Here is a 22344-nt window from a genome sequence, read left to right on the forward strand (position 1 = left end):
CTATACTTTACCATACAATGCGTTGAAGAAAGGGCAAGGGATGTTCATGGAGTGGGAATTGCTCAACGTCGTCGGAACGATTGCGTTCGCGGCGAGCGGAGCCATCATTGCGATGGATGAAAAATACGATATTTTCGGGGTGTGGCTGCTCGCTTTCATCACGGCCTTTGGAGGCGGTGCGATTCGAAACGTCCTATTAGGAAACCCCGTCAGTTTGATTTGGCAACAGAATGATTTATTTATTTTATGTTTTCTTGTTGCGCTCCTCATCTTCCTGCTACCGAGTGTCGTCTTGCCACATTGGGAGCGCTGGGGCGTCATTGTCGATGCCATCGGTCTCGTCGCATTCGCCTTTCAGGGAGCACAAGTCGCAATCAAACTCGATTTACCTCTCTCCGCTGCGATTGCGGCGGCTGTCCTCACTGGGGTTGGGGGTGGAGTCGTCCGCGATTTACTGGCCGGGCGTAAGCCGCTCGTTTTACAGTCTGAAGTGTACGCGATTTGGGCAATTCTCATTGCGGTCATTACGTATTACTTTAAACTTGAAGGTGGTCTTGTCGTCTATACGCTTTTAATTGTCGTAGCAACACTTCGAGTGATATCCTACTATCGGAAGTGGAATTTACCAGCACGAAAAGTTAGATAAGGGGGAATAAAAATGAAGATGTTGTTAATGATCGGTGCCGGATTGATGGCACTCGGTGTGGCGCTCGGCGCGTTCGGTGCCCATGCGCTCAAAGAGAGATTGGCGCCGAATATGTTGGCGAACTGGCAGACGGGCGTGCTCTACCACATGGTTCATGCGCTCGGCATCATTGGGATTGCGGCACTACTCATGCGCGTAAGTATCAGCCAGTTTAACATTGCCGGCTGGCTCATGTTTGCAGGGATTGTCTTTTTCTCCGGAAGCTTATATGTCATGGCACTGACTGGCATCACGAAACTAGGAGCCGTGACACCGATTGGCGGAGTCCTATTCATTGCAGCCTGGATTTTTGTCATCATTGGTGCGATGAAGCTTTAAAAGTAACATATGTATTCAAAATCCATGTCTTTGCTCATGTTTTCATGAAGCAAACGCATGGATTTTTTTGAAGGGTCATCCCATCAATTGGAAAACCTATGCATTATCAGTTTAATTATTATTTGAAAATAGGGGAAACCATTTTCTATTTACATAAAACATTACAGAAAGATGTCAAACTGGACGAATAAAAAAGATATTGATAAATAATAAGTTGCATATATTCGTTACCGGCGCTTTTGTTCTTGCGTAATAAAATTGAAATATAACTTTAACAGGAAAATATCTAGCAGTTAGATATAATTAGTCGTGTTGAAACTCAACTGATTGATCGTTTTTGTTACATACTGAAACGGCTTAAAAATATGTAGTTTAACTGGTACCCAGATTTGTCATTTAAGAAAGGATGTACCCCATTCATGAACTGGAAACGCACAGTCTCGACGCTAACGCTTGGTGTGATGCTGATTAGCACACATACAGTCGCGGATGCATCGACCTCGATTAAAGAAAAGCAAGAACAACAACAAAAAGTGCAAGAAAAGCGCGATAGCGTAAAGGAAAATCAGTCGGAAACGTCTTCAAAGATTGAAGTGAACAAAGAAGAGATTTCAAAAGTACAGACAGAAGTCAATAAAATGGACGCGCAATTGCAGGACATCATCAATGATGTTGCGATGAAGCGCCAAGAAATCAAACGTACCGAGATGAAAATCGAGGATCTTGAAGCCGACATTAAAGACTATCAAGAAAAAATGAAGGCGCAAGAAGAAATGATGAAAGAACGTATGGCCACGATGCAAAAGAACGGTGGCGGTTCAATCAATTGGGCTGAGTTCATCTTCGGTTCAAAAAACTTCTCTGACCTCGTCACACGTATGATTACGGCAGGAACGATTCAACGTAGTGACCAAGAGTTGTTCGATGACTATGAAGCGACACAACGGTCGTTGAAAAAAGCACAAGCTGACTTGAAAGCAGAACGTGCTTCACTTCTAGAACAACAAAAAGCACTTGAGGTTCGCCAAGCTGAACTTGAGAAGAAAATGAAACAACGTGAAAAACGTATTAAAGAACTTGAAGAGAAAAACATCAAGTTCGAATCGCAAATCTTCGACCTTCAAGAGATTGAAGCGACGTTAGTGGCACAAGAGCAGGCGATTGCGGCTGAAATCGAGGCACAACGTCGTGAAGAAGAGGAAGCTCGTCGTCGCGCTGAAGAAGCAGCTCGTCAAGAGGCGGCACGTAAAGCAGAAGAAGCACGCCAAGCAGAAGCTGCACGTCAAGCTGAGGCAGCTCGTAAGGCAGAGGCAGAACGAGAAGCAGAAGCGGCACGTCAACAAGCTGCACAACAAAAGCAGGACAATAAATCGAATACCCCGTCTTCGTCGTCTTCAAACAATACGACTTCGTCGACATCGGCATCAAAACCTGCACCGGCGCCGAAACCGGATCCAGCACCAACGCCGGCACCGAAACCGAAACCGGCTCCAGCACCGAAACCAACTCCAAAACCTGCACCGACGACGTCGACACCAGCTCCATCTAGCTCGATGTTCATTCAACCGGCTTCAGGACGCTACTCACAAGGATGGGGTCCAGCGAGCGGTGCGTATGGCTACACGTTCCATAACGGTTTAGATATTGCAGGTCCTACAGGGACACCAATCCGTGCATCGGCAACAGGTACGGTCATTCGTGCAGGTTGGGGTGGCGCATACGGGAACCACGTCATGATCGCGCACGTCATCAACGGTCAAGTTTGGACGACGGTTTATGCGCACATGAACTCGGTATCTGTCAGCTCTGGACAGCGTGTGACGCAAGGGTCGAACATCGGGACGCTTGGAAACACAGGGAACTCGTCAGGTCCGCACTTGCACTTTGAGATTCATAAAGGCGGCTACTCATACTCGGCAACGAGCGCAGGTAGCACGGTCAATCCGCGTCAGTTCTTCTGATGCATCAACCAAAAAGCTCCTTTCGATTGCGGAAGGGGCTTTTGTGCGTAAAAAATCCCTCCGCTATTTGCGAAGGGATGCTCGTTAGTTGGCTTGCTCGATATTGTTTGGACGATCTTGCTTTTTACGCATTTGTTCACGCACGTAATAGATGATCGTCAACCCGATCAACCAAGGTACGCCGAACTTCAACAAAATATTGAAATCGGTGAACCATGTCGTGATCATCAGGCTGAAGAGTAAGACCGCCCCGAGTATTGGGAGGAACGGATATCCCATCATACGGACAGGTAGTTTTCGTCCGGTCCATTTCTTACGAAAGAACAAGTGAGAGACGAAGACCATGAACCAAGTGAAAATGGCTCCGAACATCGAGATCCCCATCAAGAACGGATAAGACGATTCCATGAACACTTGTAATAAAGCGGCGAGAACAATCCCGCCTGTTGAAACGAGTAACGCGAACATCGGGATGCCGTTTTTGCTGATTTTTTTAAACGCTTTCGGTGCATCACCGGCTTCCGCGAGCGAGTACATCATGCGTGTCGATGCATAGAGCTGTGCGTTCATCGCTGACAAGGCAGCAATCAAAATCACAAAGTTAAGGATGCCTGCAGCGAACGGGACGTCAAACTGTTCCATGACGAGCACGAAGGGACTTTGATCGATCCCCGCTTGCTGCCATGGGATGAGCATGAGCATGATCGCGAGTGTGACGACGTAGAAGAATGTCAGACGGAATACGGTCGCACGTAAAGCGCGTGGTACGGCCTGATCCGGGTCTTTCGCTTCACCGGCTGTGACGGCAACGAGTTCGGTTCCGAGGAAGCTGAAGAGGGAGATGAAAATCGTCACCCACATTCCGTAAAATCCGAAAGCGAAGAATCCTTCGTTTCCTGTCGTGATCGATTCAATCGGTGATCCTGGTTCGCCGAACAATGTAGCGGCACCGAGGACGATGAATAGGATAATGGCAGTTACTTTGATGAAGGATAACCAGTATTCAGTCGTCCCGAACGTGTGAACGTGACGGGCATTGACGTAAATGAGTAGTCCACCGAAGAGGGCGACCCAGACGAATCCGTTCACATCTGGGAACCAGTAGCGCATATAGATGGCGATGGCACTGACTTCAACTCCTACAGCCAGTACGTTTGCGACCCAGTAAGAGTAACGGACGAGAAAGCCTGCGAGTGGATGAACATAGCGCTCGGCAATTGTTCCGAATGATCCGGATGTTGGATGGGCGACCGTCATTTCGGCGAGTGCACCCATCAGTAAGAGGACGATGAACGCCCCGATGGCATAGCTGACGAGTACGCTCGGGCCAGCTGTTTGAATCGCAAGCCCGCTTCCGAGGAAGAGCCCGGTTCCGATGGCGCTCCCGAGGGAAATCATCGTAAGTTGCCGGGTGGACAGCTCGCGTTTTAGTTTGTTTGTTTCCAAAATCGATTCTCCTTTAGCTGAGTGAAATGTTGTTGTGGACGACTATAGCAGACAGAAAAAAACAATGTCAATTCGAAAAACCGGTGAAGGTTCCTTGTTTTCGGGGTGCACATATAGAGGCGAAGTTTTATAATTTTTTTTATTTGACACGGAAACATCTGCCCTGTATAGTACGAGTTAACTTAACTGAAACGAATAAAGGCGTCGACGAAGAGAAGTAACGACGAATCCTGTATGACAGAGAGCTGATGGTTGGTGCGAATCAGTATATAGGACGTCGCGAATGGACTTCTGAGCTCTAAACCGAACTTTGAGTAGGCTTTAGCGGGTTACCCACCGTTATCACGGGGAAGCGGATGATTGTCCGTGAAGTGGGTTTTTCGGAACCAACGAAGGTGGCACCACGGGGTTACTCGTCCTTCTTGTAGCGTAGGCTATGAGGAGACGGGTAACCCCTTTTTCGTTTCAATAACACAAATCGAGGATTGAGAAGAGTAGCGCGAGAAGACGTTTCGTCCAGAGAGTCAGGGATGGTGAGATCCTGACCGAGGCGTCCGCGTGAATGGGCTCATGAGAGCACGACTGAAGAAAGTAGGTCGTGACGGCTTCCCCCGTTATCAGGATACGATGTGATTGCATCGGAGAGTGGATTCTTTGGAATCAACGAGAGGTGGCACCGCGGTCTAGAACCGTCCTCCATACGACGATTGTCGTATGGAGTTTTTTTATACACATTTTTAGAGGGGGAAGAGAAGATGATTCAACAATTGGAGACAAACTCGTTATCAACAGCAGATATGAAAGTGGCAGCAAGTGAAATGTTCCAAGCGGATGAAGCGCAAATCGAACGAGTGCTACTGGCGATGAAAGAACGCGGGGAAACAGCTGAAGAGATGGCGGGACTCGCGGCATACATTCGAGAAGCAGCTCAGTTCCCCCAAAGCGATTTATCCGTTCTTGATGTTTGTGGCACCGGCGGCGACGGGGCGCATACGTTCAATATCAGCTCGACCGTTGCGTTCGTCTTGGCCGGCATCGGAGTACCAGTCGCGAAACATGGCAACCGAAGTGTATCGAGCCGGTCGGGAAGTGCGGACGTCCTCGAGGCATTGAACGTTCCGATTGTGAAAACGGCGGCGGAAGTACATGAAGACTTGGAACGGACGAACCTCAGTTTCCTATTCGCCCAGCATGTCCACCCGATTATGAAACATGTCATGCCGGTCCGTAAACGCCTCGCAACTGCGACCATCTTCAACCAAATCGGGCCGTTGACGAATCCACTTCGTCCGAAGCGACAACTTGTCGGTGTCTACCATCCATCACTACTGGAGAAGATGGCGACCGCGATGCGACATCTAGGCGTGGAGCGCGGTATGGTCGTCCACGGTGCAGGCGGACTCGATGAAGCGAGTCTTGCCGGTGTGAACGACGTGTACTTCTTTGATGGGGAACAGACAGCGCGCTATGCGGTCGACCCACGAGATGTCGGCTTGATGCGGGCACCGCTTGAAGCGCTACGCGGGGGGAAGCCGGAAGAGAACGCCGCGACACTGCTCGCTGTGTTGAACGGAAAGTCGGGACCGGCGCGAGACGTCGTCTTATTGAATGCGGCGCTTGCCCTTTGCACGTACGGCACGACCGCAACGCTACGTGCAGGAGTGAAAGAGGCGAAACGCAGTATCGATGAAGGACACGCCTTGCGGGTATTACAACACTTACAACGTACGGAGGTAGAGGCATGAGCTATTTAACGAAAATCATCGGAACAAAAATCGAGGAGGTCAGTCGCATGGAGCCGATTGATGTCACCGTGACAGAGCCGATTACTCTTTTGAATGTGACGAAGGAGGGATTCCATATCATTTCTGAAATCAAACGGTCGTCTCCTTCGAAAGGAATGATTCGGGAGACGGTCGATGTCGCCGAACGGGCCCGCCAATATGAACAAGCCGGTGCGACGATGATTTCGGTATTGACAGACACGACGTATTTCAATGGGTCCTTTGACGATTTGCGACAAGTCGCCGATGTTGTCACCATTCCGGTGCTCTGTAAGGACTTTATCATCGATGAACGGCAACTCGACTATGCGAAGCATTACGGGGCGAGTGTTGCACTTCTTATCGTGGCGGCCCTACATCCGACACGTCTCCATGAACTGACGCGATACGCTCGCTCCATCGGTCTCGACGTATTGGTTGAAGTACATGACGAAGCGGAGTTACACATCGCACTCGAACTCGATGACGTGTTGATCGGCATCAATAACAGAGACTTAAAAACGTTCGAGGTCGCTCTTGAGACATCAATCGACTTGATGAATCGCTATCCCGACGTCACATTCGTCAGTGAGAGCGGGGTCAGCACCGTCGAAGCGGCAGCGCGTCTGAAAGAAGCCGGCGCCAGTGCCATCCTCGTCGGAGAAGCACTCATGCGTGAAGAAGACCCGACCCGGCTACTCGAGGAGTTGAAAACATGTTCGTTAAAATCTGTGGATTAAAGACAGAGGAAGCGGTCCAGGCGGCGGTCGAAGCGGGAGCAGATGCCATCGGGTTCGTATTCGCACCGAGTTCCCGCCAAATCGACGTGAGCAGAGCGAAGGAGCTAGCAGCTTATATTCCCGAATCGGTTCGAATCGTTGGTGTGTTTTTAAATCCTTCAATGGAAGACATCGAGCAAGCGATGGACGTGGGACTGACGGATTTACAAATTCACCATCGGACGCAGTCAATGGAACAACTCCGCACTTTCGGATTACCAATTATCGATGCATCGACCGAGGAGGCGGCGGATGTGCGATTGATGGATCATCCGACTCCGGGAAGTGGACAGGTATTAGACTGGGGCGCGAGCGACCGGCCGAAACATCCATTTTGGCTAGCAGGCGGTCTATCTCCTGACAATGTGAGACAAGCGATTCAAACGATCCAACCAGACGGCGTCGATATCTCGAGCGGTGTCGAGACGGACGGTGTAAAAGATATCAAAAAAATTCGTGCGTTCATTCAACGCGCCAAGGAGGAACTATGATGTATGCACAACCAGTGAACGGAAAGTTTGGACAATACGGTGGAAAGTACATTCCGGAGACACTCATGCAGGCGGTCGAAGAATTGGAGGCTGCTTACGAAGAGGCGAAGCAAGACCCTGAGTTTCAAGAACGCTTCTCTTCCTTATTACGTGAATACGTAGGACGTGAGACGCCACTCTATTATGCGTCGAATCTAAGTCGTCGTCTTGGAACGAACGTCTATTTGAAACGAGAGGATCTGAACCATACCGGTGCCCATAAAATCAACAACACGGTTGGGCAAGCGCTCCTTGCGAAACGGATGGGGAAACAAAAAGTCGTCGCCGAGACGGGGGCCGGTCAGCACGGTGTCGCGACCGCGACGGTATGTGCATTACTCGACCTGGAATGTACCATCTTTATGGGGGAGGTCGACGTCGAGCGCCAAGCGTTGAACGTGTTTCGGATGGAATTGCTCGGAGCGAAGGTCGTTCCCGTCAAATCTGGAAGTCGCACGTTAAAAGATGCTGTCAATGAAGCGCTTCGTTACTGGGTCAAACACGTAGACGATACGCACTATGTGATGGGTTCCGTTCTCGGCCCGCATCCGTTCCCGCAGATGGTTCGTGATTTTCAAAGCGTGATTGGGACAGAGACACGCCGTCAAATCCTCGAACAGACGGGACGGCTACCAGATGCCGTCGTCGCCTGTGTCGGTGGAGGGAGCAATGCGATGGGCATGTTCTATCCGTTTTTGAATGATGAGTCGGTCGCACTCTACGGTGTCGAGGCGGCAGGGAGCGGCATCGATACGGACAAACACGCGGCGACACTCACAAAAGGAGAAGTCGGTGTATTGCATGGGTCACTCATGTATGTGTTGCAAGACGCAGCGGGTCAAATCGAGGAGGCACATTCCATCTCAGCCGGACTCGATTATCCAGGGGTAGGACCAGAGCACAGCTTCTTGAAAGATATTGAACGGGTCCGTTACGCAGCCGTCACGGACGATGAGGCACTCGATGCATGTCTCGCACTCAGTCGACAAGAAGGAATCATACCTGCCTTAGAGTCTTCGCATGCTCTCGCTTACGCAGAAACGCTCGCGAAGACGATGGGAGAAGACGATACACTGGTGATTTGTTTATCTGGACGCGGAGACAAAGACGTCCACACAATCCGAGAGAAGGTGGCAACACGATGAAACTAGAGACAGCGATTCGAGAGCGAGAAGGGGCGGCATTCGTTCCTTATATTATGGCTGGTGACGGAGGGATAGAACGACTCATCCCGACTATTGTTGAGCTAGAACAGATGGGGGCGACGGCGATCGAACTCGGAATCCCATTCTCTGATCCGGTGGCCGATGGACCGATCATTGAGGCGGCAGGAATGCGCGCTCTTGAAGCGGGTGTGACGCTTGAAATGGTGTTGAACCATTTAATAGAAGGAAATAATCGATTTACTGTGCCGATTGTCTTGATGACATACTTGAACCCGGTGTTTCGGTTCGGGGTCCAACCGTTCTTTGACCGGGCGAATGAGTGTGGGGTGAGCGGAGTCATCATTCCAGACCTTCCATTTGAAGAAAGTCTTCAATTGTTTTCGAACGTCGATCGCCAGGAAGTCGCAGTCATCCCACTCGTTACGTTGACGAGCAGCGAGGCACGGACGGCATCCATCTTAGAGAAGGCTGAAGGATTCGTCTATGCGGTCACACTCAAAGGCACAACAGGGAAGACTGATGTGTTCCCGGATGAACTACTCACCCATTTGACTCGATTGACAGAGCAGTCACGTGTTCCCGTCTTAGCAGGATTCGGGGTACATCGTCCGGAACAAGTGCAGACGCTTGGGAATGCATGTGACGGTGTCGTCGTCGGAAGCTTTATCGTCGAGGCACTTCATGAAGGGAGAACAGGCGACGTCGAGACGTTGATTCGTTCGGCAAAACAAATACACGCATAAGAAAACCGGCGCTTCGCATGAAGCACCGGTTATTCGTTTACTCATAATTCCACTCGATCGAGACCGTCTTCCCCAAACTTTTGGTCGAGTTGGTCATGACGGTACATCGAGGCGAGAACGTATAAGAGATCGCCTTCTTCGATAGCTGTCTGTCCGTTCGGCGGAATCAAATATTCGTTTCGGACGATGGCGTTTACGACGGTGTTCGGCGGGAGCGTGATGTCCGCTAGCGTCTTGCCGATCATCGAGGAGCTCTCCGTGACGACATAAGGAACGAGTTTATGTTGGGACTGTTTGCTGGAAACGAGGGCGATTGTATAGGGGGAACGGATTTTATCCGGACCGAGTAGCCCTAACTTCTCGGCAAGTGGAGTCAACGTCGTTCCTTGAATCAAGGCACTGGTCACGACAACGAAGAAGACGGCATTGAATAGAAGTTGACTGTCATCAATTCCTGCTATTAACGGGAAAGTTGCGAGCACGATTGGTACGGCTCCTTTTAGACCGGCCCAAGAAATGAAGAACTTCTCTTTTTTTGTGAACGCCATCCCGAGTGTCGATAAATAAACGGCGATGGGGCGAGCAACGAACATAAGGACAAAGGAAATAAGTATACCTTTCCAAATTAAGTCGGGCTCGATGAGTTGACGAGGGAAGACGAGCAATCCGAGGATGACGAACATGATGATCTGCATGATCCATGCGAGTGCCTCTGAGAACTGGACGATGGTCACTTCGTGCGCCGTATCCGCGTTGCCAACAATCATCGCAGCGATATAGACCGCGAGTAGTCCGCTCCCCAACAAGTAAGCCGTGACACCGTATGTGAGGAATGCCATCGAAATCATCAGAACTGCATGTAGCCCGCTCGATTCTAGTTTCAAATGATTCAACATGAGACGAGACAATTGTCCGAGTAAAAAGCCGATGAATGCTCCGACAACGATTTGAAGGACGAACATCCAAATGCCATCCCATATGGTCGTCTCGGGCTTCAACATAAAGTCGAGGGCGAGAATCGTTAAAAACATCGCCATCGGGTCGTTCGTGCCGGACTCGGCTTCGAGTGTCGCACCGACTTTCGGTGAGATATTCTTTCCTTTGAATGCGGCGAAGACGGCCGCTGCATCGGTCGAACCAATAATCGCGCCGAATAGGAAAGATTCAATCCAATCGAAACCAAATACGAAACGAACGGCCACGGCGACGACAGTCGTCGTAATCAAGACACCAAACGTGGCAAGTGAGGCGGCTGGAACGAGAACGTTCCGCATCGACGTCCATTTCGTCTGGAGACCCCCTTCAAACAAAATGACAATTAATGCGGCGACTCCGATTAACTGTGCCAAATTTGAATCATCGAAGAAGATGAGACCGGTAATGTCACTTCCCATGATCATGCCGATCCCCATAAACAAGATCAAGGCCGGTAAGCCGAATCGAGTCGAGATTCGCGTCGCCATGACACCGGCTACAAGGAGTAGACCGAAAAGTAGAATGAGTACATCAGTACTTATAACAGGTACGGGCAAACACAACACATCCTTTCAAAAAACAATACTATTAAGTTCATTGTACCATGAAATCGTCTGATATTTCAGAATTGAGGATTAGACAAACCATGCACATTGGAATTGTCGGTTATGAATGTGGTAAAGTAAACACATCATATAAGGAGGGATGATGATGTCTAAAATTCACGTCATTCATGAGAACGAAGAATGGACGAATCACCTGGTTCACCGCTTAGAAGAACTACAGTTACCTTATGAACTATGGCACTTGGACCAAGGGACGATTGATCTCGAAGCAACGCCCCCGGAAGGTGTCTTTTATAATCGTATGAGCGCCTCTTCGCACACACGTGGGCATCGGTACGCCCCTGAATTGACGGAAGGCGTCCTCGCTTGGTTAGAGGCGAACGACCGGACCGTGTTCAACGGCACACGTGCCATCCGTCTTGAAGTGAGCAAGGTCAATCAATATACGGCGCTTCGACGCGAAGGAATCCGTGTACCGAAGACGATTGCGGCAGTTGGTAAGAAGCAAATCATCGAGGCGGCTGAGAAGCTGGGCATGACACCGTTCATCACGAAACATAATCGTGCCGGGAAAGGACTTGGGGTCCAATTGTTCCATACGATCGAAGGACTCAAAGAATATGTATATGGTCCCTCGTTCGAGGACTCGGTTGACGGCATCACGCTCATTCAACAGTATATCGAAGCACCAGAACCGTATATTACCCGCTGTGAATTCATCGGCGGGAAGTTCCTATATGCGGTCCGTGTCGATACGTCGGAAGGCTTCGAGCTCTGCCCGGCAGACGCTTGCTCGATTGAAGACCAGTTCTGTCCGGTCGGGGAGACGCCGCCGGCGAAGTTCGAAATCGTCGAAGGATTCGATGACCCGATCATTCCGCAACTTGAGCAGTTCCTTAAAGTGAATGCGATTGACATCGCCGGGATCGAAATCATCCGAGATGAAGACAGCAACGTCTACGCCTATGACGTCAATACGAATACGAACTATAATTCCGAAGCCGAAGCGAAAGCAGGGCGTTACGGTATGCTTGAATTAGCTACTTTCTTAGGCGACGCACTTCACGTCACCACGACAAAATAAGGGTCAGGCGCTCGCCTGACCCTTTTGCTGTGTATGTTTGAGTTGCTCTTCAAATCGATGTTGGACTAATTCTGCTGTCGGTGCCATTCGTTCGATGAACGAATCTAAATGTTCCGCAGTGTCTCGATCGGTTTCTTTGAACACGCGCATCGTTGTTCACCTCGTTGATCAGGATGACTTGCTTACATCATCTTTAATTCCCGAGGTGCTATACGCGTAAACCTTTTACACGCTAAAGAATGTGCTCAAATTTTCTTTCGGTAAGATGTTCCCGACGTAAAAGTCACCGAACTCACCGTATTTCGCACTCACTTCATCAAAGCGCATCTCGTAGACGATTTTCTTAAATTGAAGTGAATCTTCAGCGAAGAGCGTGACGCCCCATTCCCATGCATCGAATCCTGTTGACCCACCGATGAATTGCTGAATCTTACCGGCATAGCTACGACCGATCATGCTGTGACGATACATGAGGTCTTTCCGTTCATCCATCGATAACATGTACCAGTTGTCTCCGTCACGACGAGCCTTGCTCATCGGGTAGAAACAAATGTGTGCGGCCTTTGGAAGTGTCGGATAGAGGCGTGAGCGGATGTGTGGGTTTTGGTACGGGTCCCCATCTCCAGATCCACGATACATACCGAGCTCGATGACAGACACGTATGAATATGAGGGAATCATATAGTCGTATAATGCTGTTTTGCGGAACGCACGCTCAACATCTTCAAGTTCGTTGAATGTCGGGCGAAGCACCATCAAGACGAGGTCTGCCTTTTGACCGAGAATCGAGTAGAAGGCGTGACTTCCTTCACCTTTGGCTTCGATTTCTTCGAGAGAAGCGAGGAATGTTGTGAACTCGTCAATCATGTGTTGACGCTTTTCGGCATCGACGAGCTTCAAACGAGCCCAATCGATCTTGCGGAAATCATGGAGTGAATACCATCCGTCTAATGTGGCGGCGGCATGTTGTGTATCTGTTGTAGGTACTGGACGTTCTGACATAAAAAATCTCCTTTCGGGACTTGGCTTCGCCGTCTATTTTACCATACACGCTTCACTGACTGGCAACTTTGAGGCACTGTGAGGGTTATCACGATTCATGACGGGTAAAGAACAGAGGACAGAAACATGGAAACGGCTACAAAAATGGCTGTATCAGTCACTTTGGAGAAACTGTTCTATTCATATAATGATTGATTCTAAGCGATTTATGACGAAATGGGCAGAATAGTTTATTTTGAAAAGGGTACTGTGTATAATTGAAATCGCGTAAAGACACAAGTCAATGGCAAAACCATTAGCAGTCATGCTGTAAATTGAGAAAAGGGGTTCATTCGTTATGAAATTATTTGAAACGTTGAAGCAAAAAGTCAGCCCGGTTCGTCCCACGATCGTCTTTCCAGAAGGCGTCGATGAGCGTGTTCTTGGAGCTGCGGTTCGATTGAAAACGGACGGTATGGTAGAACCAATCGTCGTTGGTGCGAAAGCAGACGTCGAAGCGGTTGCGGCAAAACATGGTTTCGACATCTCAGGTTTAACACAATACGACCCAGCGACGTACGAAGACATCGATGTTCTCGTCGAATCATTCGTCGAGCGTCGCAAAGGGAAAGCGACGGCTGAACAAGCGCGCGAACTCCTCACATCGGACGTGAACTACTTCGGAACGATGCTCGTTCATACAGGAAAAGCAGAAGGTCTTGTCTCAGGCGCGATGCACGCGACGGCTGATACGGTACGTCCGGCACTTCAAATCATCAAAATGCAAACAGGCATCAAAAAGACGTCAGGTGTGTTCATCATGGTGCGTGACGACGAGCAATACGTCTTCTCGGACTGTGCGATCAACATCGCACCAGACGCAGCGGACTTAGCAGAAAATGCATTCTTATCAGCAGCGACAGCGAAGACGTTCGGGATCGACCCACAAGTCGCCCTTCTTAGCTTCTCGACAAAAGGTTCTGCGAAGTCACCTGAAACAGAGAAAGTTGTGGAAGCGACACGCCTTGCGAAAGAAAAATCACCGAACCTTCCAATCGATGGAGAACTTCAATTCGATGCAGCATTCGTCCCTAGCGTAGCGGCGAAGAAAGCACCAGGTTCTGATGTGGCGGGTAAAGCGAACGTATTCGTCTTCCCAAGTCTTGAAGCAGGAAACATTGGCTACAAGATGGTTCAACGTTTCGGTGGATTCGAAGCGATCGGTCCAATCCTTCAAGGTCTCAATAAACCAGTAAATGACTTATCACGTGGCTGTAACGAAGAAGATGTCTACAAATTGACACTCATCACAGCAGCACAAGCAATCGACGAGCGCAACGAAGCGTAAGTCCGAAGCATCCTTCTAGGTAGAAGGGTGCTTTTTTCATGTTTTTTTGAGTGGTAGCTGAGGTAAACTAAAAGAGGAATCCAATATTGAAAGGGGAAATACGTATGCAAAATATTCATGCAACTGAATTACGAGAAAAGCTAGAAAACGGGGAGTCGCTCCATATCATCGATGTGCGCGAACAAGACGAATATGACGCAGGGCATATCCCGAACGTACCACTCTATCCACTATCTGAATTCCCGCAAGTGACAGAAAAGTTAGCACAGGACAACGTCTACCACGTCATTTGTCGCTCGGGCGGCCGCAGTGTGACGGCGTGTGACCACTTAGAGTCAAAAGGCTACAAAGTCATCAATGTTGAGGGTGGTATGCTCGCTTGGGATGGCGACATCGAGGCGTGATGTTAGAAAATCCATGGGTCGTCGTTCCTCTTCTCATCGCACTGTATCTCACTGTCTATGCAATGGTGAAGCGGTTTGATTGGGAGAAGTGGCGACTCGTTTGGGCGGTGTGGGTGATGTTCATCATCATCTTGCTGACGATTGAACTCGTAGTGAGTCTATAGAAAATGCGGAACCTTCTTTAAAAGAGGTTCCGCATTTTTTTATGTGTCGTTGCGCTTGTCAAATGTGATTGACGCGATGGCATCATGTTGGTGAATCGATTCTTCGTTACGGCATTCAACGAAGAAGTTCACAACTTGTTTCATCTCGTACAAATCAGCCGCAATCAAGCGGACCATGTCCTCGACGAAACGTGGGTTTTCGTATGCGATTTCTGTCGCACGTTTTTCATCCGGACGTTTGAGGACCGGATGGAGTGGTGCTGAGGCGTTCGATTCCGCCGCATCGAGAAGTGCTGCACGCCAGTCGAACCCATCCATCGACGTCTCATCAAGACCTGCTTCGATCGTGATGTACCCACGTTGGTTATGGGCGCTGTACTCACTGATTTCTTTTGAACATGGGCAAAGCGTCGTGACATTGATGACGAGACCGACTGTCACATTTGCGACGCCCGTTTCGAGGTTATATGTCACGCGGTGCATGACATCTGCGTTCATCAAACCACTGAGGCCTGTCGCGGGTGCTTTACGCGTGAAGAACCACGGGTAACGAATTGTCAATTGTCCTTCCGTTTGCTCCATACGCTCCGCGAGCTCTTGTGCAAACTCGATTAACGAACGGTTCGATACCGTCCATCCTTGTTGATGATACGCATCGAGCTGTTCCGTCAAACGGGACATGTTGATTCCTTTACGATCTTGAACGAGCGATGTCGTCAATTCGAAGGTAGCAACTGTTGACTGGACCCCTTCTGACGTCTCGACGTTCACAGGGTGCTTCACGTTTGAAATTCCAACACTATCAAGAGCGAATAAGAAGTTTTTCGGTGTATTTTGTAAATCGACCATCTGTTCTTTCTCGGTCGGTTTTGTTCCTTTAATCGGTGGGACCGACCCGAACAATTTATGTCGTTCTGCTTTAGTAGGTAAAGCGACATGGCTTGTAGACATAATCGGATTCTCCTTTTTTAGAGCGGTTCAAGCGACCACTCGTTCTTGTTAGGATTTTATCACGAAATGATGGCTGAACGGGTATGATTTTGCTCTCAAAACGTGTTTTGAATATGCAATCCTAAAAAAACCTTCAGATATTGAAGAAAGAGGATTGATTTACTTTGTGAACGGGAATAAAATGGTCCTGTGAACTTAAAAAATAGATCACTATTAAATATGAAGGAATTGAAAGAAAAAAGGAGATGTTGTTATGGATTGGCAGTTAGTCCTGCAGTATGCCTGGATTGTCGTCGTTCTCGTCGGTTTAGAAGGCTTGTTATCTGCAGACAACGCGCTCGTCTTGGCTGTCATGGTCAAGCATTTGCCACGTACAGAGCAGAAGAAGGCATTGTTCTACGGACTCCTCGGGGCGTTCGTCTTCCGCTTTATCGCATTGTTCTTAATCTCGTTCTTAATTAACGTATGGCAAGTTCAAGCGCTCGGTGCGCTATACTTGATTGGAATGAGTGCGCGTCATCTGTATATGACGTATAAGGCGAGAAAAATGGAGCCACAGCAAGATTTGGCAGCAGAAGCGAAAGAAGAGACGGCCGTCACAGAACGACCTGTTTCGAAGAAAGAGTTTTGGCTCACTGTCGCGAAAGTTGAGTTTGCGGATATCGCCTTTGCGGTCGACTCAATCTTGGCAGCGGTTGCGCTCGCGGTCAGCTTGCCACCGCTCGGTCTCGGGGAAATCGGTGGGATTGACTCAGGTCAGTTCTTCGTCGTCTTGACGGGTGGACTCATCGGGGTCGTCTTGATGCGATTCGCGGCTCGGATTTTTGTCAAGTTGCTTCATCAACGTCCTACACTTGAAACAGCCGCTTTTATCATCGTCGGTTGGGTCGGGGTCAAGTTGACGGTCCTCGTACTTGAACATCCAGGTTTCAAAGAATTGATTGCCGGGACACCATTCGAATTCATGGGGCTCCCGGATGGATTCGTCCACTCGGCAGCTTGGACGATTTTCTTCTGGTCAGTCATGGTCGGGATTGCGTTATGGGGCTGGTTCTCATCGAAACCGACAGCGGTCAAACACTGAGTTTAGATAGATCGTATATAAATCCCCTCCGAACCTCAGATGTTCGGAGGGGATGTTTGTAGGCGTTTCATCGAGAGAAAGGAATACACGCCGCCGTTCGTCTCCTGCATGATCGTTTCTTCTGGGATGAAATCGAGTGATCCGTATAAACGGATGGCTCGCTTGTTGAACGTGGCGACAGCGAGACGTACTGTACGAGTCCCATATGTCGCCTCGATCCAAGTTAGAATCGAAGTGAGGAATCGATGTCCGTTGCCGCTCCCCGTCAAATCAGGGCGCATGCCAAGACCAATGGAAACGGTGTCCGTTGATTCGAATTGTAACGTGACAAAGCCGATAAGCTCGCCAGATTCAAGGATGGCGAACGTCGTTTCTCCCCGTTCCTTCGCATCTAAAAATGAGGCGAGATCTTCCTCGTCGGCGTCCATATTGTAAAACGCATATTCACCTCCATAGCGCCACTCGAAGGCAATTTGTTCGGCTTGGTCTTGTGTGAGTGGATGAAACGTATGATTCATGATATTTCCTCGTCTCTGGTTGAAATGGACGTGCTACACTCAAATCGTATCATGAAACGAAGAGGAGGGAATGGGATGACAATCAAGTTGGACATGGTCGGAATCGTCGTGACGGATATGAAGCGGTCGCTCGATTTTTATCGGGCACTCGGGTTTGAGATTCCGGAAGCGATGAATGGGGAAGCGCATGTGGAGATTGATGAAGGCGGCGTGCGTCTCGCGTTCGATACGGTGGAAGTGGCCGAATCGGTATATGGGGAATGGAAACAAGCAGAAGGACATCGGATCGAACTTGCCTTCTTATGTGAAAGCCGTGAGTCGCTTAATGCATTGTATGACTCGGTCCTTGAACAAGGCTATGTGTCACACAAAGCCCCATGGGACGCGTTTTGGGGACAGCGTTACGCGATTCTGTACGATGCGGATGGGAATTTGATCAGTCTGTTCGCTTCATAATAAATAATCCCGGGCCAAATGGCCCGGGATTATTTATTATCGTGGCACTCTCCCCATGAACAAAGGGCATTCATGGCGGGTTGCAGTCCGAGGGCGTCTTCGGTCAATGAATATTCGACGTGAAGGTGCTTCTCCGTCGAATAATCGACACGACGAACCATGCCGAGCTGTTCAAGCTCACGCAATTGGTCGGTCAACACTTTTCGGCTGACCTCAGGAATCGCCCGTTGAATATCAGAGAAACGGAGCGGTCCATCTTGAAGCGTGCAATACACTTGAGGGCGCCATTTGCCGCCGATAATCTCGAGTGCGCGGTTGACGGGGAACGATGTGGTCATGTTCAATGAGCCTCACTTTCGGGTAGTTACTTCAATGTGCGTACTTTTTTTCTTGCTTCAATGACAGTATCTTATCGTTATCCGCCAAATTGAGCAAACAAAAAGGAGTAGATGAAACATGACGTATCCAAGAACATTTTCACACATCGGTCTTTCTGTACCGAGCGTAGCCGAGGCCGTTACATTTTATGAGGACGTGATGGGATGGTATACCATCATGACACCTTCAGACGTCGTCGAGGACGATTCACCAATCGGAGTGATGTGTACTGACGTCTTCGGACCAGGCTGGGGCAAATTCCGTATTGCCCACATGTCAACGGGAGATGGGATTGGGATCGAGTTATTTGAGTTCCCGAATAACGAGACACCAGAAGACAACTTCGAATTTTGGAAGACAGGGATCTTCCACTATTGTGTACAAGACCCTGATATCGAAGGACTCGTCGAGAAGATTGTCGCTCATGGCGGCAAACAACGGATGCCGATTCGTGAGTACTACCCAGGAGAAAAACCGTATCGCATGGTGTACTGCGAAGATCCATTCGGTAACCTCGTTGAAATTTATTCACACTCATACGAACTTACGTATTCGGAAGGAGCTTATTAAACATGAAAGCATGGCTACTCGACCAACCTGGTCTGGATCATCTGCATATTGGAGAAATCGACCGACCGACACCTGGAGCCGGAGAATTATTGATTCGTGTCGAGGCGGTCGCCTTGAACCCGGTCGATTATAAAGTCGGATCGAATGGCAATCCGAATTGGTCATATCCACACATTCTCGGTGTCGATCTCGTTGGAGAAGTCGTCGAGGTCGGTTCGAGTATCGCCAACATCATTACCGGTTCGCGTGTGGCCGTTCATACGGATCTTTCGAAATATGGAGGGTTCGCTGAGTATACGGTCGTCGATGCCCGGGCATGTGCGGTCGTTCCGGAAGGTGTGAGCGACGAAGCGGCTGCCTCGATTTTATGTGCTGGAATGACAGCGTATGAAGCGGTCATGCAGAAACTGAATACACGGAATAAAGAAACGATTCTCGTGCACGCTGGTGCAGGTGGTGTTGGTGGCTTTGCCATTCAGCTCGCAAAACGCCTCGGGCTAAAGGTCTTCACGACGGCATCTCCCGAGAACGTTGAATGGGTAGAGTCGCTTGGGGCGGACGTGTCAATCGACTACAACGTCGAGGACGTGACGGCACGAATCATGGAAGAGACGGATGGACGTGGTGTCGACTTGATTTTGAACACGGTCGGTCGCGACGTCGCGACAGCCGACTTAGATCGTCTCGCGTTTAGCGGACACCTCGCCTATATCGCCGGTCCACCAGACATGACGAACATGAAAGGGTTCACATTATCCCCTTCGATTCACGAGGTGGCGCTCGGGGCAGCGCATGCGAGCGAGGACGAACATGCGATTCGCAACTTGGCGTATATGGCCGAAGAGTTGATGCACTTGCTTGATGAGGGTGAACTGAACGACCTCGTCACAGAAGTGTTATCTTTCGACCAATTGAAAGAAGGTCTCGAAAAACTACAAACGCGGAAAGTGCGCGGTAAACTCATCGTCCGGATTCGCGACTGAGTAGATGACTCCCTGTTATACTGACAGGGAGTTTATTTGTTGAGGAGGGGAACAAATGGAGCGATTGATCGACACGTATCGTCAGACGAACGTTCAATTGAGCGGTCACGGGAAGCGAGAAGTCGGGGTATTGAAACGCGCATTTGAACAGGTGCGTGAAGATGAGCCGAGTGACCAGTATGGACAGGGCAAAACGATTCGACAGTTCGAAGAGAAGATGGCGCAGGTTCTCGGGAAAGAATCAGCGGTATTCTTTCCGAGCGGCACGATGGCGCAACAGATTGCGTTACGCATTTGGTGTGATGAGACAGGGAAGAACAAGGTCGCATACCATCCGCTCTGTCACCTTGAAATCCATGAGCAGGACGGCTTGAAAGAGTTGCATCACATCGAACCGATTTTAGTTGGAAACGAAAACCGTCTTATGACACTCGAAGAGATTCAAGCGTTACCGGACATCGCCTGTCTGTTGCTTGAACTGCCACAACGGGAAATCGGAGGGGAATTGCCGACGTTCGAGGAACTCGAAGCGATTAGCGAACATTGTCGTGACAAACGGATTTATCTACATCTAGACGGAGCACGACTGTTCGAATCGCTCCCGTATTATGAGAAAGAAGCGTCTGAGATTTGTGCGCTCTTCGATAGTGTGTACGTCTCGTTCTATAAAGGAATTGGTGGCATTGCCGGGGCCATCCTTGCTGGACCGAAGGCGTTTTGTGAGACGTCGAAAGTATGGAAGCGTCGCTATGGCGGTGACTTGATCAGCCTGTATCCGTATATTCTTTCTTCAGATTATTATTATGAGTTGCGAAAAGACAAAATGACCCGGTATCGGGACGATGCAGTGCGGTTGGCAGCACGCTTTAATGAAATCGATGGAGTGTGGACGACACCACGCATCCCCGTCACGAATATGTTCCACTTACATTTCCAAGGGGATGAAGAGGAAGTGGGCGAGCGGATGGTACGCATCCAACAAGAAACCGGGGTTGGCATTACAGGGCATCTCGTAGAAAAAGATGGATACTGTTCAACGGAAATCAGCATCGGGGATGTCTACAGTCATATAACCTCTAATCAACTCGATGATGTATTTAGGCAATTCAACTCTAAATAAATATAAAGAACGCTGAAGAGATGTTTCTCTTCAGCGTTCTTGTCATGCGACTTTGAGTGTGGATTTGTCGGCGGCAGATGATAGATGCGTAGAAGACAACTTCACGACCCATTGAATTGTTTTAAATTGTATGAATACAAGAGGTGATAAAGCGATATAATGCATCCACGTGTGTACAGTCAAGAAGCCGTTTTGAACGAGTCCCCAATGAACAAAGAACATTCCGAGTACCACATATGCGACACCTGGACAAATGAGACCAAAACTTGCTCCGCCCTCTGGCTGATTTCTGAAGTAATCAAGTCGACGTAATACACTATATCCGATTAGTCCAACCGCGGTGCTCCCCATAAATAATATCCCGAGTACAATCAGCATAAAGGCTGCATTGACCTCAGTCTCTAGCAAGCGATGTGACACCATTGAGTTCAATCGAACGAATGTAATACCAGTAAGGGTGAGAATCGGGATAGGTAACCAAATAGTCGGTGCGCTCGCTTTTGCAAAGCCTTTACTGAAGATGGCTCGTAGACTCATTCCGGCGAAAAATAAAATAATCCCCCATACAAGTGTCATAAAAAATATAGAGGCGATTGTCGCACTGACAGAAACCCATTGGATTTTTGACATAGCGGCAGGACTAGCTAATCCCACTGCGACCATGACGAACGAAAAAGCACCTAAGAATTGTCCGAATTGGTTCATATTTTCAACGTCAACTTGACCACTCACCATAACCGATGCAATGTACTGAACATAACGAGTAAATGCATATCCACCAATGATTAAGAAGGCAATGAGGGCAAAAGGTAGTAAGGATTGAACATTAGACCAAAGTCCTGGAACAAACAAAGCACCTAGAATAAACAGTACATTGACACTCATCGCATAGGTGAGTGGTTCTGCCATGACAGCTACTTCTCCAGGAGTTCCTTTCACTTTGGAATATCGATCGCTTTTCTTGAATTTACGAAATGAACGGATATTCCATGCAAGCAGACGGAAGTGATTTGCCGAAAAGCCAATAATGACCAATGAAACGAGAACGACAAGAATAGCAGGGATTCCTCCGCCCTCAAACGTCTCACGTAAATGATTGAAGTGAGGTAGTGGAGAATCAGGGTGTGGTATGAGGAACATAAAGTACATAAAAAATGACACAGCGAGCCCACCGTTGCCAAGAGCAGATAAAAAATATAATGGGTGATAGGTTTGTTTTGACATGATAAAAAACTCCTCCTTTAAATTACATAATCACTTTATACCCACTAGGGTATAGAGAGGTCAAGAGGGTTGGATATAATTGAGGGCAATCCCTCAATAATAGACATGGCTGTCTGTGTGATTTTC

General features: G+C 48.9%; 25 protein-coding genes and 2 other annotated features. Of the genes, 17 read left to right on the forward strand and 8 right to left on the reverse strand.

Features of this window, described 5'->3' with window-relative positions; genetic code table 11:
• Positions 1-40 precede the first annotated feature (40 nt).
• From KNO96_RS06590 to KNO96_RS06600, 3 genes are all read left to right on the forward strand, one after another.
• On the forward strand, positions 41-646 hold the full coding sequence (locus KNO96_RS06590; RefSeq protein WP_034770820.1) for a trimeric intracellular cation channel family protein: 606 nt from the start codon (positions 41-43) through the stop codon (positions 644-646).
• Between the two features lie 12 nt (positions 647-658).
• The gene (locus KNO96_RS06595; RefSeq protein WP_026824970.1) at positions 659-1024 is read left to right on the forward strand and encodes a DUF423 domain-containing protein; all 366 of its coding nucleotides are present in this window, start codon (positions 659-661) and stop codon (positions 1022-1024) included.
• A 419-nt stretch (positions 1025-1443) separates the two neighbouring features.
• The gene (locus tag KNO96_RS06600) at positions 1444-2985 is read left to right on the forward strand and encodes a murein hydrolase activator EnvC family protein (RefSeq protein WP_214703097.1); all 1542 of its coding nucleotides are present in this window, start codon (positions 1444-1446) and stop codon (positions 2983-2985) included.
• Between the two features lie 84 nt (positions 2986-3069).
• Here the strand turns inward: KNO96_RS06600 and KNO96_RS06605 are convergent, their stop codons facing one another.
• Positions 3070-4383 carry an amino acid permease gene (locus tag KNO96_RS06605; protein WP_251125146.1) on the reverse strand — a complete coding sequence of 438 codons (1314 nt, stop codon included), beginning with the start codon at positions 4381-4383 and terminating at the stop codon, positions 3070-3072.
• Between the two features lie 243 nt (positions 4384-4626).
• Positions 4627-4855: a binding site (T-box leader), on the forward strand.
• Between the two features lie 48 nt (positions 4856-4903).
• Positions 4904-5131 (forward strand) — a binding site (T-box leader).
• Between the two features lie 55 nt (positions 5132-5186).
• On the opposite strand from KNO96_RS06605, the gene trpD reads away from it, so the two are divergent.
• The 5 genes from trpD to trpA are packed head-to-tail and all read left to right on the forward strand — an operon-like array spanning position 5187 to position 9412.
• Positions 5187-6176 carry an anthranilate phosphoribosyltransferase gene (trpD, locus tag KNO96_RS06610; protein ID WP_214703099.1) on the forward strand — a complete coding sequence of 330 codons (990 nt, stop codon included), beginning with the start codon at positions 5187-5189 and terminating at the stop codon, positions 6174-6176.
• Complete coding sequence (gene trpC / locus KNO96_RS06615; RefSeq protein ID WP_214703100.1) at positions 6173-6934, forward strand: indole-3-glycerol phosphate synthase TrpC; 762 nt, start codon at positions 6173-6175, stop codon at positions 6932-6934. The genes trpD and trpC overlap by 4 nt, the downstream gene beginning before the upstream one ends.
• Positions 6910-7464 carry a phosphoribosylanthranilate isomerase gene (locus KNO96_RS06620; protein WP_026824975.1) on the forward strand — a complete coding sequence of 185 codons (555 nt, stop codon included), beginning with the start codon at positions 6910-6912 and terminating at the stop codon, positions 7462-7464. The genes trpC and KNO96_RS06620 overlap by 25 nt, the downstream gene beginning before the upstream one ends.
• Complete coding sequence (gene trpB / locus KNO96_RS06625) at positions 7461-8648, forward strand: tryptophan synthase subunit beta (RefSeq protein WP_026824976.1); 1188 nt, start codon at positions 7461-7463, stop codon at positions 8646-8648. The genes KNO96_RS06620 and trpB overlap by 4 nt, the downstream gene beginning before the upstream one ends.
• Positions 8645-9412, forward strand: coding sequence for a tryptophan synthase subunit alpha (gene trpA, locus KNO96_RS06630; RefSeq protein ID WP_214703101.1), 768 nt, complete (start codon positions 8645-8647; stop codon positions 9410-9412). The genes trpB and trpA overlap by 4 nt, the downstream gene beginning before the upstream one ends.
• Positions 9413-9453: 41 nt before the next feature.
• Here the strand turns inward: trpA and KNO96_RS06635 are convergent, their stop codons facing one another.
• Positions 9454-10944, reverse strand: coding sequence for a potassium/proton antiporter (locus tag KNO96_RS06635; RefSeq protein ID WP_026824978.1), 1491 nt, complete (start codon positions 10942-10944; stop codon positions 9454-9456).
• 154 nt (positions 10945-11098) lie between these two features.
• Between KNO96_RS06635 and KNO96_RS06640 the strand changes: the two genes are divergently transcribed.
• Positions 11099-12037 (forward strand): ATP-grasp domain-containing protein, encoded by a 939-nt coding sequence (locus KNO96_RS06640; RefSeq protein WP_214703102.1) that lies wholly within the window; start codon positions 11099-11101, stop codon positions 12035-12037.
• A gap of 3 nt (positions 12038-12040) precedes the next feature.
• On the opposite strand, the gene KNO96_RS06645 is transcribed toward KNO96_RS06640, so the two are convergent.
• Together KNO96_RS06645 and hemQ are read right to left on the reverse strand one after the other, a co-directional pair.
• On the reverse strand, positions 12041-12187 hold the full coding sequence (locus tag KNO96_RS06645) for a hypothetical protein (protein WP_214703103.1): 147 nt from the start codon (positions 12185-12187) through the stop codon (positions 12041-12043).
• 75 nt (positions 12188-12262) lie between these two features.
• Complete coding sequence (gene hemQ, locus KNO96_RS06650; protein WP_214703104.1) at positions 12263-13039, reverse strand: hydrogen peroxide-dependent heme synthase; 777 nt, start codon at positions 13037-13039, stop codon at positions 12263-12265.
• 337 nt (positions 13040-13376) lie between these two features.
• On the opposite strand from hemQ, the gene pta reads away from it, so the two are divergent.
• The 3 genes from pta to KNO96_RS06665 all read left to right on the forward strand — a co-directional run bounded on the left by pta (position 13377) and on the right by KNO96_RS06665 (position 14934).
• Positions 13377-14366, forward strand: a complete 990-nt coding sequence (gene pta / locus KNO96_RS06655; RefSeq protein WP_026824981.1) for a phosphate acetyltransferase — start codon at positions 13377-13379, stop codon at positions 14364-14366.
• A gap of 104 nt (positions 14367-14470) precedes the next feature.
• Positions 14471-14770 (forward strand): rhodanese-like domain-containing protein, encoded by a 300-nt coding sequence (locus tag KNO96_RS06660; RefSeq protein ID WP_214703105.1) that lies wholly within the window; start codon positions 14471-14473, stop codon positions 14768-14770.
• Positions 14746-14934, forward strand: a complete 189-nt coding sequence (locus KNO96_RS06665; RefSeq protein WP_214703524.1) for a hypothetical protein — start codon at positions 14746-14748, stop codon at positions 14932-14934. The genes KNO96_RS06660 and KNO96_RS06665 overlap by 25 nt, the downstream gene beginning before the upstream one ends.
• A gap of 39 nt (positions 14935-14973) precedes the next feature.
• Here KNO96_RS06665 and folE2 read toward each other — a convergent pair whose 3' ends face one another.
• Positions 14974-15885 (reverse strand): GTP cyclohydrolase FolE2, encoded by a 912-nt coding sequence (folE2, locus tag KNO96_RS06670; RefSeq protein WP_214703106.1) that lies wholly within the window; start codon positions 15883-15885, stop codon positions 14974-14976.
• A gap of 253 nt (positions 15886-16138) precedes the next feature.
• Between folE2 and KNO96_RS06675 the strand changes: the two genes are divergently transcribed.
• Entirely contained in the window at positions 16139-16969 is an 831-nt protein-coding gene (locus KNO96_RS06675; protein WP_026824985.1) for a TerC family protein, read from the forward strand.
• Between the two features lie 35 nt (positions 16970-17004).
• Here the strand turns inward: KNO96_RS06675 and KNO96_RS06680 are convergent, their stop codons facing one another.
• Complete coding sequence (locus KNO96_RS06680) at positions 17005-17487, reverse strand: GNAT family N-acetyltransferase (RefSeq protein WP_214703107.1); 483 nt, start codon at positions 17485-17487, stop codon at positions 17005-17007.
• Between the two features lie 75 nt (positions 17488-17562).
• On the opposite strand from KNO96_RS06680, the gene KNO96_RS06685 reads away from it, so the two are divergent.
• Positions 17563-17943, forward strand: coding sequence for a VOC family protein (locus KNO96_RS06685; protein WP_214703108.1), 381 nt, complete (start codon positions 17563-17565; stop codon positions 17941-17943).
• A 29-nt stretch (positions 17944-17972) separates the two neighbouring features.
• On the opposite strand, the gene KNO96_RS06690 is transcribed toward KNO96_RS06685, so the two are convergent.
• Positions 17973-18281, reverse strand: coding sequence for a winged helix-turn-helix transcriptional regulator (locus KNO96_RS06690; RefSeq protein WP_214700310.1), 309 nt, complete (start codon positions 18279-18281; stop codon positions 17973-17975).
• Positions 18282-18399: 118 nt separating this feature from the next.
• Between KNO96_RS06690 and KNO96_RS06695 the strand changes: the two genes are divergently transcribed.
• The 3 genes from KNO96_RS06695 to KNO96_RS06705 are packed head-to-tail and all read left to right on the forward strand — an operon-like array spanning position 18400 to position 20994.
• Positions 18400-18891 (forward strand): lactoylglutathione lyase family protein, encoded by a 492-nt coding sequence (locus KNO96_RS06695; protein WP_026824989.1) that lies wholly within the window; start codon positions 18400-18402, stop codon positions 18889-18891.
• Between the two features lie 2 nt (positions 18892-18893).
• On the forward strand, positions 18894-19874 hold the full coding sequence (locus tag KNO96_RS06700) for a zinc-binding dehydrogenase (protein WP_214703109.1): 981 nt from the start codon (positions 18894-18896) through the stop codon (positions 19872-19874).
• Positions 19875-19929: 55 nt separating this feature from the next.
• Entirely contained in the window at positions 19930-20994 is a 1065-nt protein-coding gene (locus KNO96_RS06705; protein ID WP_214703110.1) for a threonine aldolase family protein, read from the forward strand.
• 42 nt (positions 20995-21036) lie between these two features.
• Here KNO96_RS06705 and KNO96_RS06710 read toward each other — a convergent pair whose 3' ends face one another.
• The gene (locus tag KNO96_RS06710) at positions 21037-22218 is read right to left on the reverse strand and encodes a TsoY family (seleno)protein (RefSeq protein WP_214703111.1); all 1182 of its coding nucleotides are present in this window, start codon (positions 22216-22218) and stop codon (positions 21037-21039) included.
• Positions 22219-22344 lie beyond the last annotated feature (126 nt).

Source organism: Exiguobacterium sp. s89 (assembly GCF_018617735.1).
In the GTDB taxonomy this organism is placed as follows: domain Bacteria; phylum Bacillota; class Bacilli; order Exiguobacteriales; family Exiguobacteriaceae; genus Exiguobacterium; species Exiguobacterium marinum.

Bases quoted from the DNA above. Each gene is read 5' to 3' on its own strand.
- KNO96_RS06590 (WP_034770820.1), top strand. From the start codon at position 41: ATGTTCATGGAGTGGGAATTGCTCAACGTCGTCGGAACGATTGCGTTC.
- KNO96_RS06595 (WP_026824970.1), top strand. From the start codon at position 659: ATGAAGATGTTGTTAATGATCGGTGCCGGATTGATGGCACTCGGTGTG.
- KNO96_RS06600 (WP_214703097.1), top strand. From the start codon at position 1,444: ATGAACTGGAAACGCACAGTCTCGACGCTAACGCTTGGTGTGATGCTG.
- KNO96_RS06605 (WP_251125146.1), bottom strand. From the start codon at position 4,383: ATGATTTCCCTCGGGAGCGCCATCGGAACCGGGCTCTTCCTCGGAAGC.
- trpD (WP_214703099.1), top strand. From the start codon at position 5,187: ATGATTCAACAATTGGAGACAAACTCGTTATCAACAGCAGATATGAAA.
- trpC (WP_214703100.1), top strand. From the start codon at position 6,173: ATGAGCTATTTAACGAAAATCATCGGAACAAAAATCGAGGAGGTCAGT.
- KNO96_RS06620 (WP_026824975.1), top strand. From the start codon at position 6,910: ATGTTCGTTAAAATCTGTGGATTAAAGACAGAGGAAGCGGTCCAGGCG.
- trpB (WP_026824976.1), top strand. From the start codon at position 7,461: ATGATGTATGCACAACCAGTGAACGGAAAGTTTGGACAATACGGTGGA.
- trpA (WP_214703101.1), top strand. From the start codon at position 8,645: ATGAAACTAGAGACAGCGATTCGAGAGCGAGAAGGGGCGGCATTCGTT.
- KNO96_RS06640 (WP_214703102.1), top strand. From the start codon at position 11,099: ATGTCTAAAATTCACGTCATTCATGAGAACGAAGAATGGACGAATCAC.
- KNO96_RS06645 (WP_214703103.1), bottom strand. From the start codon at position 12,187: ATGCGCGTGTTCAAAGAAACCGATCGAGACACTGCGGAACATTTAGAT.
- hemQ (WP_214703104.1), bottom strand. From the start codon at position 13,039: ATGTCAGAACGTCCAGTACCTACAACAGATACACAACATGCCGCCGCC.
- pta (WP_026824981.1), top strand. From the start codon at position 13,377: ATGAAATTATTTGAAACGTTGAAGCAAAAAGTCAGCCCGGTTCGTCCC.
- KNO96_RS06660 (WP_214703105.1), top strand. From the start codon at position 14,471: ATGCAAAATATTCATGCAACTGAATTACGAGAAAAGCTAGAAAACGGG.
- folE2 (WP_214703106.1), bottom strand. From the start codon at position 15,885: ATGTCTACAAGCCATGTCGCTTTACCTACTAAAGCAGAACGACATAAA.
- KNO96_RS06675 (WP_026824985.1), top strand. From the start codon at position 16,139: ATGGATTGGCAGTTAGTCCTGCAGTATGCCTGGATTGTCGTCGTTCTC.
- KNO96_RS06680 (WP_214703107.1), bottom strand. From the start codon at position 17,487: ATGAATCATACGTTTCATCCACTCACACAAGACCAAGCCGAACAAATT.
- KNO96_RS06685 (WP_214703108.1), top strand. From the start codon at position 17,563: ATGACAATCAAGTTGGACATGGTCGGAATCGTCGTGACGGATATGAAG.
- KNO96_RS06690 (WP_214700310.1), bottom strand. From the start codon at position 18,281: ATGACCACATCGTTCCCCGTCAACCGCGCACTCGAGATTATCGGCGGC.
- KNO96_RS06695 (WP_026824989.1), top strand. From the start codon at position 18,400: ATGACGTATCCAAGAACATTTTCACACATCGGTCTTTCTGTACCGAGC.
- KNO96_RS06700 (WP_214703109.1), top strand. From the start codon at position 18,894: ATGAAAGCATGGCTACTCGACCAACCTGGTCTGGATCATCTGCATATT.
- KNO96_RS06705 (WP_214703110.1), top strand. From the start codon at position 19,930: ATGGAGCGATTGATCGACACGTATCGTCAGACGAACGTTCAATTGAGC.
- KNO96_RS06710 (WP_214703111.1), bottom strand. From the start codon at position 22,218: ATGTCAAAACAAACCTATCACCCATTATATTTTTTATCTGCTCTTGGC.